The organism is Thauera sp. WB-2, assembly GCF_027594845.1.
GTDB lineage: Bacteria > Pseudomonadota > Gammaproteobacteria > Burkholderiales > Rhodocyclaceae > Thauera > Thauera mechernichensis.
In genome coordinates this window covers 3,735,073-3,747,213 of record NZ_CP088935.1, presented here as the reverse complement: position 1 = coordinate 3,747,213, position 12,141 = coordinate 3,735,073, and the positions used below count along the sequence as shown (strand labels likewise).

General features: G+C 66.2%; 13 protein-coding genes. 4 read left to right on the top strand and 9 right to left on the bottom strand.

Features of this window, described 5'->3' with window-relative positions; translation table 11 throughout:
• Positions 1 to 14: 14 nt before the first annotated feature.
• Both tolQ and ybgC read right to left on the bottom strand, forming a co-directional pair.
• Positions 15 to 683 (bottom strand): protein TolQ, encoded by a 669-nt coding sequence (gene tolQ / locus LQF09_RS17080; protein ID WP_002925687.1) that lies wholly within the window; start codon positions 681 to 683, stop codon positions 15 to 17.
• Positions 680 to 1,138, bottom strand: coding sequence for a tol-pal system-associated acyl-CoA thioesterase (gene ybgC / locus LQF09_RS17075; protein ID WP_232433219.1), 459 nt, complete (start codon positions 1,136 to 1,138; stop codon positions 680 to 682). Before ybgC ends, tolQ begins: the two co-directional genes overlap by 4 nt.
• A 188-nt stretch (positions 1,139 to 1,326) precedes the next feature.
• Here ybgC and LQF09_RS17070 point away from each other — a divergent pair, with 188 nt between their 5' ends.
• Genes LQF09_RS17070 through LQF09_RS17055 form a run of 4 tightly spaced genes read left to right on the top strand, consistent with a single transcriptional unit; the run spans position 1,327 to position 5,311 of the window.
• Positions 1,327 to 2,496, top strand: a complete 1,170-nt coding sequence (locus LQF09_RS17070; RefSeq protein ID WP_002925690.1) for an STAS domain-containing protein — start codon at positions 1,327 to 1,329, stop codon at positions 2,494 to 2,496.
• Positions 2,497 to 2,535: 39 nt separating this feature from the next.
• Positions 2,536 to 3,072: an ATP-dependent protease subunit HslV gene (hslV, locus tag LQF09_RS17065; protein ID WP_002925693.1), complete on the top strand. Its 537-nt coding sequence runs from the start codon at positions 2,536 to 2,538 to the stop codon at positions 3,070 to 3,072.
• Positions 3,073 to 3,082: 10 nt separating this feature from the next.
• Positions 3,083 to 4,411: an ATP-dependent protease ATPase subunit HslU gene (hslU, locus tag LQF09_RS17060; protein ID WP_002925694.1), complete on the top strand. Its 1,329-nt coding sequence runs from the start codon at positions 3,083 to 3,085 to the stop codon at positions 4,409 to 4,411.
• Between the two features lie 18 nt (positions 4,412 to 4,429).
• A complete protein-coding gene (locus LQF09_RS17055) occupies positions 4,430 to 5,311 on the top strand; it encodes an AEC family transporter (protein ID WP_002925696.1) in 882 nt (293 codons plus the stop codon).
• 205 nt (positions 5,312 to 5,516) lie between these two features.
• Here LQF09_RS17055 and LQF09_RS17050 read toward each other — a convergent pair whose 3' ends face one another.
• The 7 genes from LQF09_RS17050 to LQF09_RS17020 all read right to left on the bottom strand — a co-directional run bounded on the left by LQF09_RS17050 (position 5,517) and on the right by LQF09_RS17020 (position 12,140).
• The gene (locus tag LQF09_RS17050; RefSeq protein ID WP_270068537.1) at positions 5,517 to 6,293 is read right to left on the bottom strand and encodes a slipin family protein; all 777 of its coding nucleotides are present in this window, start codon (positions 6,291 to 6,293) and stop codon (positions 5,517 to 5,519) included.
• A complete protein-coding gene (locus LQF09_RS17045) occupies positions 6,290 to 7,834 on the bottom strand; it encodes an NfeD family protein (protein WP_270068536.1) in 1,545 nt (514 codons plus the stop codon). Before LQF09_RS17045 ends, LQF09_RS17050 begins: the two co-directional genes overlap by 4 nt.
• A gap of 172 nt (positions 7,835 to 8,006) precedes the next feature.
• Positions 8,007 to 8,411 (bottom strand): RNA-binding S4 domain-containing protein, encoded by a 405-nt coding sequence (locus tag LQF09_RS17040; protein ID WP_270068535.1) that lies wholly within the window; start codon positions 8,409 to 8,411, stop codon positions 8,007 to 8,009.
• A 155-nt stretch (positions 8,412 to 8,566) separates the two neighbouring features.
• Positions 8,567 to 9,502 carry a PEP-CTERM sorting domain-containing protein gene (locus LQF09_RS17035; RefSeq protein WP_270068534.1) on the bottom strand — a complete coding sequence of 312 codons (936 nt, stop codon included), beginning with the start codon at positions 9,500 to 9,502 and terminating at the stop codon, positions 8,567 to 8,569.
• A gap of 244 nt (positions 9,503 to 9,746) precedes the next feature.
• Positions 9,747 to 11,027 carry a sulfate adenylyltransferase subunit CysN gene (cysN, locus tag LQF09_RS17030; protein WP_002925703.1) on the bottom strand — a complete coding sequence of 427 codons (1,281 nt, stop codon included), beginning with the start codon at positions 11,025 to 11,027 and terminating at the stop codon, positions 9,747 to 9,749.
• Positions 11,028 to 11,065: 38 nt separating this feature from the next.
• Positions 11,066 to 11,980 carry a sulfate adenylyltransferase subunit CysD gene (gene cysD, locus LQF09_RS17025; RefSeq protein WP_270068533.1) on the bottom strand — a complete coding sequence of 305 codons (915 nt, stop codon included), beginning with the start codon at positions 11,978 to 11,980 and terminating at the stop codon, positions 11,066 to 11,068.
• 7 nt (positions 11,981 to 11,987) lie between these two features.
• Positions 11,988 to 12,140: a hypothetical protein gene (locus LQF09_RS17020; protein WP_002925707.1), complete on the bottom strand. Its 153-nt coding sequence runs from the start codon at positions 12,138 to 12,140 to the stop codon at positions 11,988 to 11,990.
• Position 12,141 lies beyond the last annotated feature (1 nt).

Here is a 12,141-nt window from a genome sequence, read left to right as displayed (position 1 = left end):
TTGCTCCGGTCCGTTCAGCGCAGGTTGCGCTGCAGGATGTTGGAGAACTCTTCCATGAAGCTCTCGAAGCGGATGCCGAGGCGGTCGATGTCGTGCGCGAAGCGGTTGTAGGCGACGACCGCCGGGATCGCGGCGAACAGGCCGATCGCGGTGGCGACCAGAGCCTCAGCGATGCCGGGCGCCACCTGCGCGAGCGTGGCCGAGCCGACGCTGGCCAGGCCGCGGAAGGAGTTCATGATCCCCCAGACCGTACCGAGCAGGCCGATGTAGGGCGAAACCGAGCCCACCGAGGCGAGGAAGGCAAGGTGAGCTTCGAGGTCGTCCACCTCGCGCTGGTAGGTCGCGCGCATTGCACGGCGAGCGCCGTCGAGGGTGGCGCCGTGGTCGTGGCCCTTGGCGCGCAGCTTGGTAAACTCGCGGTATCCGGCCTCGAAGATGCGCTCCATGCCTTCGGCCTGGCCGCGGCTTGCCGAGTCGTAGAGCTTGTTGAGGTCGCCGCCGCTCCAGAAGTCGCGCTCGAAGTTGTCGGTGGCGATGCGTGCCTGGCGAATCTGGAAGCGCTTGCGGAAGATCCAGTACCACGACATGACCGACAGGCCGGCGAGCAGCGCCATGACGAGCTGCACCAGGATGCTGGCCTCGGCGATGAGGCTGATGATGGAAAGGTCTTGGGTGACGGTCATGCTTGGCTTTCGAGGAGAGCGTACAGGGGAGCCGGGATGGCGGTGGGTTTGTGGCGGTTTACGTCTACGCAGGCGACGATGACACTGCTCGAGAACAGAAGTTCACCGTCGCGCAGCGCTTGTTGCTCGAACTGGATGCTGGCACGGCGCAGTGTGCCGATGCGGCTGACGATCTGCAGCGTGTCGTCGAGCCTGGCCGAGCCGCGGTAGTCGGCCTGCAGCGAGCGCACCATGAAGGCAATGCCGCTCTCTTCGAGCAAGGCCTGTTGCCCGACGCCGAGCGCGCGCAGCCACTCCGTGCGGCCGCGCTCGCAGAATTTGAGATAGTTTGCGTAGTACACGACGCCCCCGGCGTCGGTGTCTTCGTAATAGACTCTGATGGGTAGGACATGGCTTGCCTGTGCCCGGGCTGGCGCGCTTGGGCTGCCGGGGCTGCAAGTGATATTCGGTTGCATTGCAGCATTCTAGCCGAGCCCGAGCGTACGGTGCGCGCCTGTTGCAAATGTTGGCGATTGTCGCCGCAGGTGCTGCTTAATAGTTGTTTGAAAAGCTTTTTTACCTAAATATTGTTTTTGCCGGTGACGCGTCGTTTGCACCCTTTCGGGCGTGGAGCGGGCGCTCCGGAAATGCAGGAAATCCGCACGTGGCTCTCTCCTTCTTCGGCAAGAAAGTGCCGTCCGTGACTCCTGTGCCAGAGGTCGAGCGGGCGCCGGCTGCGGTCGAGTTGCCGCCGCCGACGGAGCTGTCCGGCCTGGATTTTTCGGCAACAGATCACGGTCGCGCGCTCGGGCGCGCCGCAGGCCTGGTCGAAGTGCAGGAAGTGGGGGCGGGAATTGGTGCCGCCTACGAGGAGGCAGCGGTGCTCTACGCCAATGGCAGCGATGCCGAAGCGCTGGCTTTGCTCGAGGCCACCGTGGGCGATGAGCGCGCCAATGTCGGCGAGGGCATCTGGCTGATGCTGCTCGATCTCTATCGCCTGGGGGGGCACAAACAGCGCTTCGAGTCGAGTGTGCTCGACTACGCGACCCGCTTCGAGCGCTCGCCGCCTGCCTGGCTTGACCTGTCGGGTCGGCTGGTGCGTCCCGGGCAGCCTCTGCCGCCTCTGGTCAATCTCACGGGCCAGCTTGGCGCCCAGGCCGGCAAGCAGTTCGAGCAGGTGGCGGCGATCGCGCGCAGGGCGGGCGCCGTGCGTATCGACGTCGGCCGCGTCCGCGGTGTGGATGACGCGGGCTGTGGCGTGTGGCGGCGCCTGCTCGCCGAACTGGCCGCAGATCGGGTCAAGGTCACCCTGCTCAATGTGGCTGCGCTGGCAGACATCCTGGGGGGGCGTCTGGCGCCGGGCAAGGCCGAGGAGCGCGATACCTGGCTGATGATGCTCGAGTTGCTGCAGTACGCCGGGGACCAGGCACGCTTCGAGGACATCGCCGTCGACTACGCCGTGACCTTCGAGGAGTCGCCGCCGTCCTGGGAGTGCCGCGGCGCAGAGCCGCGTGCCGTATTGCCCCAGGCGGCCTCGGCGCCGGCGTCGGTCACCGATCCGGATGTGCTGGTGCTCGAAGGGGAGTTGAGCGGCGCGGCCAATGATGCGATCAAGCGGCTGGCAGCGTTTGCGACCGAGCGCCGGGTGCTCAAGGTCGATTGCGCGCGCCTGCGTCGAATCGACTTCGTCTGCGCCGGGACACTGTTCAACATTCTCGCCAACCTGCAGGCTCAGGGTACACTCGTCAGCCTGTTCGACGTCAACGCCATGGTCGGCGCGCTGCTGCGCGTCATGAGCGTGGATCAGGTTGCGCACGTCACCCTGCGTCAGTGATTACTTGAAACGCCGGCACTGCGCCGGCGAGGAATCGTCATGGAACAATATCGCGGCACTACCATCCTGTCGGTGCGGCGCGGCAATCGCGTCGCCCTCGGCGGGGACGGCCAGGTCACCCTGGGCAACATCGTCATCAAGGCCTCGGCGCGCAAGGTGCGTACGCTTTACAACGGCCAGATCCTCGCCGGTTTTGCAGGCGGCACGGCCGATGCCTTCACCCTGTTCGAACGCTTCGAGGCCAAGCTCGACAAGCACCAGGGCAACCTGCTGCGCAGCGCGGTCGAGCTCGCCAAGGACTGGCGTACGGACCGCATGCTGCGCCGTCTGGAGGCCATGCTGGCAGTGGCCGATCGCGATCATTCGCTGGTCATCACCGGCAACGGCGACGTGCTCGAGCCCGAGCAGGGCATCGTCGCCATCGGCAGCGGCGGCGCCTATGCGCAGTCGGCGGCGCGGGCCCTGATCGAGAACACCGAGCTCGACCCGAAGGAGGTCGTCTCCAAGGCGCTGTCGATTGCCGGCGACCTGTGCATCTACACCAATCACCACCACACCATCGAAGTGCTGGATTGAGAGCGAACGCATGACCCAGATGACCCCGCCGGAGATCGTCTCCGAACTCGACAAGCATATCGTCGGCCAGGACAAGGCCAAGAAGGCGGTCGCGATCGCGCTGCGCAACCGCTGGCGGCGCGCGCAGGTCGATGAGCCGCTGCGCAGCGAGATCACGCCCAAGAACATCCTCATGATCGGCCCCACGGGGGTCGGCAAGACCGAGATCGCCCGCCGCCTGGCGCGCCTGGCCAACGCGCCCTTCATCAAGATCGAGGCGACCAAGTTCACCGAGGTGGGCTATGTCGGGCGCGATGTCGACACCATCATCCGCGACCTCATGGAGATTGCCATCAAGGATGGCCGCGAGCGCGCGATGAAGCGTGTGCGCGACCGCGCCCTCGATGCCGCCGAGGATCGCGTGCTCGATGCCCTGCTGCCGCCGGCACGCCCGGTGGGCCTGGCCGAGGCCGAGCCGCAGGACTCCGCCACCCGGCAGAAATTCCGCAAGAAGCTGCGCGAGGGAGAACTCGACGACAAGGAGATCGAGATCGAGGTTGCCGCGCCCTCGATGCAGGCCGAGATCTTCGCCCCCCCTGGCATGGAGGAGCTTACCCAGCAGATCCAGGGCATGTTCCAGAACCTGGGCGGTGGCAAGAAGAAGCAGCGCAAGCTCAAGATCCGCGAGGCGCTGAAGCTGCTCGCCGACGAGGAGGCCGCGCGCATGGTCAATGACGAGGAGGTCAAGCTCGAGGCCGTGCGCGCTGTCGAGCAGAACGGCATCGTCTTCCTCGACGAGGTCGACAAGATCGCGGCGCGTACTGATGCGCATGGCGCCGACGTGTCCCGCCAGGGCGTGCAGCGCGACCTGCTGCCGTTGGTGGAGGGGACGACGATCTCGACCAAGTACGGCATGATCAAAACCGATCATGTCCTGTTCATCGCCAGCGGTGCGTTCCACCTGTCCAAGCCCAGCGACCTCATCCCCGAGCTGCAGGGCCGCTTCCCGATCCGCGTCGAGCTCGAGTCGCTGTCGGTGGAGGACTTCGAGCGCATCCTCACCAGCACCGACGCCTGCCTCACCCGCCAGTACGAAGCGCTGCTGGCCACCGATGGCGTGACGCTCAGCTTCACCGCCGATGGCATCCGCCGCCTCGCCGAGATCGCCTATCAGGTCAATGAGAAGACCGAGAACATCGGCGCCCGACGTTTGTACACCGTGATGGAGAAGCTGCTCGAGGAGGTCTCGTTCGAGGCCGGCAAGGGTACGCTCGATGCGGTCGTCGTCGATGCGCCGTATGTTGACGGCCGCCTCGACATGCTCGCACAGCGCGAGGATCTGGCGCGCTACGTGCTCTGATCCGCGTCCGTGCCCAGCATGCTGATCCGCATCGTCGAAATCCTCTTTCCGCTGTTCTCGATCACGGCGCTTGGCTACTTCGTCGGTCGCCGTGTCAAGCCCGACCTGTCGCAGGCCAACAAGCTCAACATGGACGTGTTCGTGCCCGCGCTGGTGTTCGCCGCGCTGGCCAACAAGGCCTTCGACATCAGCGCCTTCCTGCCGCTCATCGCCGCCTCGATCGTGATGGTGGTGGGCTCGGGGGTGGCGGCTTGGGTGCTGGCGCGCGTCACCGGCATGCAGCCCAAGACGCTGGTGCCGCCGATGATGTTCAACAACTGCGGCAACCTTGGCCTGCCGCTGGCCGTGCTCGCGTTCGGGGAGCTGGCGCTGGCGCCGATGGTGGTGATGTTCATGGTGTCGAACCTGCTTCACTTCTCCTTCGGTGCCTGGTTGCTGGATCACCGCGTGAGCGTGCTGACGGTGTGGCGTGTGCCGTCCGTGCTTGCCACTGCACTCGGCCTTGGTGTCAGCCTGACGCATTTCGAGGTCTGGCCGCCATTGCTGACCGCGATCCGGATGCTGGGCGAGATCGCAATCCCGCTCATGCTCTTTGGCCTTGGAGTGCGGCTTGCCAACGCACGCATCGGCGCGATCGGGGTGGGCGTGTTCGGTGCCGTGGCGCGGCCTCTGGTCGGGCTCGCGCTGTCGTGGATGGTGCTGCAGCTCATCGAACTGCCGCCTCGTGAGGCGGCGCTGGTGCTGGTGTTCGGTGCATTGCCGCCAGCGGTGCTCAACTTCATGTTTGCCGAGCGCTACAACCAGGAGCCGGACAAGGTCGCCTCGATGGTGCTGATCGGCAACGTGGCCGCGGTGGTTTTCCTGCCACTCGCGCTTGCGTTGGTGCTGGATTGGGCCTGAGCTCCGGGCCTGCAAAATCCATGGTGGCTGCTCTTTGAGTGCCTCCGGTGCAAGGGCGTACTCGCCCTCAATCCCGCGCGGCTGGTGCCGCTCCTGCAGCATCCTCTGTGCGCCATGCCCCCGCTGTAGGAGCGGCGCCAGCCGCGAGCATTGATCGCATGCCCGCCAAGCCTGATCGCCTTTAGCCCCTCGTGGCTGAGCTTGCTCAGCCCTGGGGCGGTCTTGCTGAGCCTGGCGCACCCATCAGCTTGCCCAGCAGGTCCACCGGCACCGGAAACACCAGCGTCGAGCTCTTGTCGCCTGCCACCTGGGTCAGCGTCTGCAGGTAGCGCAGCTGCATTGCGGCGGGGTCGCGGGACAGCATCTGCGCGGCCTCGAGCAGCGTTTCCGCGGCCTGCTTTTCACCCTCGGCGTGGATCACCTTGGCGCGCCGCTCGCGCTCGGCCTCGGCCTGGCGGGCGATGGCGCGCACCATGGTCTCGTTGAGATCCACATGCTTGATCTCGACGTTGGCCACCTTGATGCCCCATGCATCGGTCTGGGCGTCCAGGATCTGCTGTACATCGGTGTTGAGCTTCTCGCGCTCCGACAGCATCTCATCGAGCTCGTGCTTGCCGAGTACGGCGCGCAACGTGGTCTGGGCGAGCTGGCTGGTGGCGTTGAAGTAGTCCTCGACCTGGATGATGGCCTTCTGTGGGTCGACCACGCGGAAATACACCACCGCATTCACCTTGACCGAGACGTTGTCACGCGAGATGACGTCCTGCGAGGGTACGTCCATCGTCACCACGCGCAGATCCACCTTGACCATCTGCTGCAGGCCAGGAATCACGATCACCAGGCCCGGGCCCTTGACCCGCCAGAAGCGGCCGAGCATGAAAATGACGCCACGCTCGTACTCGCGCAGCACCTTGAGCGCGGCAATGACGAGGAAGAGCAGCAGCAGGATCAGCGGGCCGAGCCCGAGTTGAAGGTCGATCATGGCGGGAGGCTCCCTGGTTGGGGTTGGAACGGATCGGATTGGGCGGAGGCGGGGGTGACGTCGAGGATGAGCCCGTCCATCGCCACGACGCGGACGTGGCTGCCGGAGGCAAGTGGCTGCGCGCAGCGGGCCCGCCACGTCTCGCCGTGCACATGGATCCACCAGCCGCCACCTTCGGCCGCGGCGCCGACGGTGCCCAGTGCGCCGAGCATTTCCTCGCTGCCACTCACCACCGGGCGGCGGTGGCTGCGTGCGGCAAAGGTACCAATGGCGATGATGATGGCTGCGCTCGCCAGTGCCATGCCGATCACGAGCGCGAGGGGCAGGCCGAAGCCGGGCACGTCCGCATCCATCAGGAACACGCCGCCGACCACGAAAGCGATGATGCCGCCGACGCCGAGGACGCCGAAGCTGGGCAGGAAAGCCTCGGCCAGCATCAAGGCCGCGCCCACCGCCAGCAGCAACACGCCGGCCCAGTTCACCGGCAGGAGCTGGAATGCGTAGAGGGCGATCAGAAGCGAGATCGCACCCGCCACGCCGGGTACGCCGAAGCCGGGTGAGGTGAATTCGAAGAACAGTCCGTACATGCCGATCATCATCAGGATCAGCGCCACCTGCGGGTTGGCGAGCGCAGCCAGCACCCGGTTGCGCCAGTCGGGCTCCAGGCGTTCGAGCGCGATGCTGGCGGTGGCCAGCGTGCGTGTGCCGTCGAGAACGGCGACCTCGCGGCCGTCGAGCTGCTTGAGCAGTTCGGTGGTGTCGAAGGCGATGAGGTCGATCACACCCTGGGCGAGCGCTTCCTCCGCCGACAGGCTGGCCGCCTCGCGTACCGCGCGTTCGGCGAAATCCACATCACGCCCGCGTAGCTGTGCCAGGCTGCGGATGTAGGCGGTGGCGTCGGACATCGACTTGGCTGCCATGGCGTCGGTGGGCGTGGCGGCCTGCGGGCGTGTGGATGCCGCGGGCGGGGCTGGGGTGGGGGCGTCGGCGTCCCGGTCATCACCCGCCGTGCCCGCTTCCTTGCCGGAGGCTGGGGCCCGCTGCGCACGCTCCTCGGCTTCTGCTCCCGCCGCAGGCGAGTCCTCGCGCGGCGCGGTCCTGCCTGGTTGAGGGCCGCCCACGCCGATCGCCACCGGCGTGGCTGCCCCCAGGTTGGTGGCAGGCGCCATTGCCGCGATGTGGCTGGCGTAAAGGATGTAGGTGCCCGCGCTTGCTGCGCGTGCGCCCTCGGGGGCTACGAAGGTCGCCACCGGTACCGGTGAGGCGAGGATATCCTTGATGACCGTCCGCATCGAGCTGTCGAGCCCGCCCGGCGTATCGAGCTCGATCACCACCAGCTGCGCGCCAGTCGCGGCCGCACGCGCCAGACCCTTGTGGATGTAGTCCGCGCTCGCCGGGCCGATCGCGCCATCGACACGCAGTACCAGCGCAGCGCCGCCCTGCTGGGCGGTCAGCGTGCCTGCCAGTGTCATTGCCAGGGCAAGGACGACCAGCATAAGTCCGAACAGCCTGCGCGCATGTCCGCGTGCACTTGCACCCATCCTCGTGTCCTCCGTCGTCCAGTGCCGCGCGCTTGTGCGGTGGGCCGTGTCAGTCCGAGTGTAGATGGTCCGAACAAGTTCGCTCGATCAACGTCCTTGCACGGAGCATTTGCAGCGGGTGGCGACGCCGGCCTCGTTCGTGGCCAGCCGGCAGGGCAGGCTGCCGCAGGCTTCAGCGCGCGCCGAAACGGTCCATGCGCCGGCGGTCGCGCTTGGTGGGGCGGCCATGCAGGTCGGCTCCGGGGGCCGCTGCGACCGTGCGCAGCGCGCGGGCGCGCTCGCGGGCGGCGACGCTCTCGGCCGTCTCTTCGTAGAGCGTCTGCGCAACGGTGGCCGAGCCGCGTTTGTCCGCGATCGCCCGCACGATGACCGTGCGGATGTCCTCGCCGATGGTGATGTCGAGCCGGTCGCCAGCCTTCACGTCACGCGCGGGCTTCACCGCGATGCCGTTGAGCTTGACCTTGCCGCCCTCGACTGCCTCGGTCGCACCGGTACGATGCTTGAAGAAGCGAGCGGCCCACAGCCACTTGTCGAGGCGGGTCGTCGTAGGTGTGTCAGCCCGTTCGTCCAATGCCATGGGGGAGAGCATAAAGCACTTTGGGGGCAACGTCCGTTGCCCCCAAAGTGCAGAAACTGCGCTAATGCCCGTTATCACGAGATCGGGGCGGATGCTCCGTCGGGTCTTGGCCGCATGAAGGGGCAAGGGCCGCCGCCGCAGGCCTTGGACCCGAGTCAGGCCTTGCGACGCAGGCGAGCGAGCGCTGCGAGGCCTAGTCCGAGCAGGGCAAGCGAGCCAGGCTCGGGCACCGTGCCGCCGTTGTCTCCTCCGACTGTATCCTGCCGGTCGCCCATCACATAGGCGTACTCGATGATGGCCGAAGCGCCGCTGGCGAGATCACCGATGTTCCACGCCATCTGCAGGCCATAGTCGCCGATGTTGGTGGTCGGAGAGGTCGGGCCGTAGCCGGCAAGCACGTTATAGGGATTGTCGATATCGCAGCATCCCACGCTGATGCCCGTGTTCGAGGTGTAGCTGCTCAGGTTCAGCAGGCCGATCGTCAGCCCGGTGTTTGTACCTGCCGCAGACACTAGGTTCTCGGGCGCAAACAGCGAGTTGCCGCGGGTGTTGACTGTAGCGAAGGAGCCGAAACGATTGACGTCCGGATCCGGGTCGAGGTGGCGGCCGAAGACCAGGTTGGTCAGATCCTGCAGCGCGGTGATGACGGTCCTGATGAGGACGCGCTCGTCGCCGTTGTTGAAAAAGTAGCTGTTGGTGATGCTGAGCGAGCCTTCGAGGCCGCCCGTCCAACTGGCGGCATTGTCATAGCCGTTGGCCGCGGCGCCAGTGAGGAGCGTCGGCGAGGTGAAGCCGAAGTTGTCGATGCCGTAATTATTGTTGACGCGGAAGCCTGTCTCGAGGCTATTCACGGCGAAGGCTTCGCTCGGCGTACCCGGAGTGAGGTAGTCGTTGGCGACGCCATCCGGGGTGAAGTTGCCGGTGCCGCTTGGGTCGTGCCGGATTCCCGGTGGGGTGTTGCTGTTGCTACCGAGCGTACCGTAGTCGCTGATGCCGACCTGGACGTAGTTGCCGGTGAGGGTGATCGGTGCGGCTGTGGCTGCCGCGACGAGGCCAGCACTCAGGAGGCTGGCGAGCAGGAGTCGTTTCATTTCGTTGTCCCCGGGGCGTTGAGTAACGAGACTGTGAGTCTTGACGCAGTTTCCGACTTGCCGCTGGCAACGCGGAAACTGCGTACGCTCCCGATTAAGCACTTTTTGTGCCTGCTTGTAATGCAATGATTAAGTGAATGTTTTTATTTTGTGAAATCCGTTGTGTAAAAAAAATCGACGTTTTTCACCTTGCTGAGTGCGGCCACCGCTGGCCACCATGGTGGTTCAGAGCCACGCTCTCCGCTCAGCCGATCATCCCCGCGCCCACGGTGTTGTTGGTGCTTTCGTCGATGATGATGAAGGCGCCGGTTGCGCGGTTGTCGGCGTAGCGGTCGGCGACGATCGGCTGCGCGAGCTTGAGGCTGACGCGGGCGATGTCGTTCATGGCCAGGCCTGCGGTCTCCTCCTGCGCCAGGGTATTCACATCCAGCCGGTAGTCGATCCGGGCGACCTTGGCCTTCACCTCGCGCGTGGTGTGGCGAAGCAGGTAGGTGCGCGCGGGTGACAGCGGCGTCTCCGCCAGCCAGCACACGGTGGCGTCGATCTGCTTGACCGGCTCCGGCGCCTCGGCGGACTTGACGATGAGGTCGCCGCGCGAGATGTCGATCTCGTCCTCCAGCAGCAAGGTCACCGACTGCTCGTGGATCGCGCGCGGCAGGCGCTCGCCGCCAAGTTCGATCGCCTTCACCCGGCTGCTGGCGCCCGAGGGCAGTACCGTCACCGCATCGCCGACGGCGATCTCGCCCGACTCCACCCGGCCCATGAAGCCGCGGTAGTCGTGCAGCTCGGGGTTGGCGGAATCCTGCGGGCGGCACACGAACTGTACCGGGAAGCGGAAGTCCTCGGCCTGCTCGGTGTGGGCTGCGGGGGCGTTTTCGAGGACGTCGAGCAGGGTCGGGCCGTCGTACCAGGACAGGCGCTCGCCACGGTCGACGATCATGTCGCCCTCGAGTGCCGAGATCGGGATGAAGCGCAGGTCCTTGATGCCGAGCTTGGCTGCGAAGGCGAGGTATTCGGCCTTGATGCGCTCGAACACGGCCTGGTCGTAGTCGACCAGGTCCATCTTGTTGACCGCGACCACCAGGTGGGGGATGCCGACCAGGCTGGCGAGGTAGGAGTGGCGGCGGGTCTGGGTGAGCACACCCTTGCGGGCATCGATGAGGATGATGGCGAGGTTGGCGGTGGAGGCCGCGGTGACCATGTTGCGGGTGTACTGCTCGTGGCCGGGGGCGTCGGCGATGATGTACTTGCGCCGGCCGGTCGAGAAGTAGCGATAGGCGACGTCGATGGTGATGCCTTGCTCGCGCTCGGCCTGCAGCCCGTCGGTGAGCAGGGACAGGTCGACCGCGCTCATGCCACGCTTGGCCGAGGTCTTCTCGATGGCGTTCAGCGTGTCGGCGAGGATGGTCTTGGTGTCGAACAGCAGACGACCGATCAGGGTGCTCTTGCCGTCGTCGACGCTGCCGCAGGTGAGGAAGCGCAGCAGGCCGTTGTCGATCTCGGGCAGGTGTTCAAGGGCGGACATGGTCATGATTCCTTCAATTCTCTGTGTTCGGGCGCGGGTCAGAAGTAGCCTTCTTTCTTGCGCTGCTCCATCGACGCTTCCGAGGTCTGGTCGTCCATCCGCGTCGCGCCGCGCTCGGTGATCGTCGTCGTTGCCGTCTCGGCGAGGATCTTCTCGACCGTGTCGGCGTCGGACTCCACCGGCGCCGTGCAGGTGATGTCGCCGACGGTGCGGAAGCGCACCAGCACGTCCTCGACCACGTCGCCGTCCCTGGCCGGCGTCAGCTCGGTCACCGGCTGCAGCAGGCCGTTCTTGCGCACCACCGGGCGGGTGTGGGCGAAGTAGATCGACGGCAGCTCGAGCTGCTCGCGCTGGATGTACTGCCACACGTCGAGCTCGGTCCAGTTGCTGATCGGAAACGCCCGGATGTTCTCGCCCTTGTGCGAACGTGCGTTGTAGAGGTTCCACAGCTCGGGGCGCTGGTTCTTCGGGTCCCACTGACCGAACTCGTCGCGGAAGCTCATGATGCGCTCCTTGGCGCGCGCCTTCTCCTCGTCGCGGCGGGCGCCGCCGATGCAGGCGTCGAAGCCGAATTCCTCGATCGCCTCGAGCAGCGTCACCGACTGGTGCTTGTTGCGCGACTCGCCCGGGTGCTTGAGCACCACCGTGCCACGCGCCATCGAGTCCTCGACCGAGCGCACGATCAGGCGTTCGCCCAGCTGGGCGGCGCGCTTGTCGCGGAAGTCGGTCACTTCCTTGTAGTTGTGGCCGGTATCGATGTGCATCAGCGGGAAGGGGAAGCGACCGGGGCGGAACGCCTTCTCGGCCAGGCGCAGCAGGCAGATGGAGTCCTTGCCGCCGGAGAACAGCAGCACCGGGTTGGCGCACTGGCCTGCGACCTCGCGCAGGATGTGGATGGCTTCGGCCTCGAGCCAGTCGAGGTGGGACAGCGTCTGTTTGGTGAGCGTCGACATGATTTGGTTACCGTTGCGGATGCTTGATCGGGTGCGAGCGCAAGGCGCGCAGGGCGGCCTTGAGGCCGGCGCGCAGGGCGCCGAGGCGGTGTTGCAGGCTGCGGCGACCGGCGCCGACGACCGGCGCGTGCGGGGCCTGGGCGGGGTGCTTGCCGTTCATC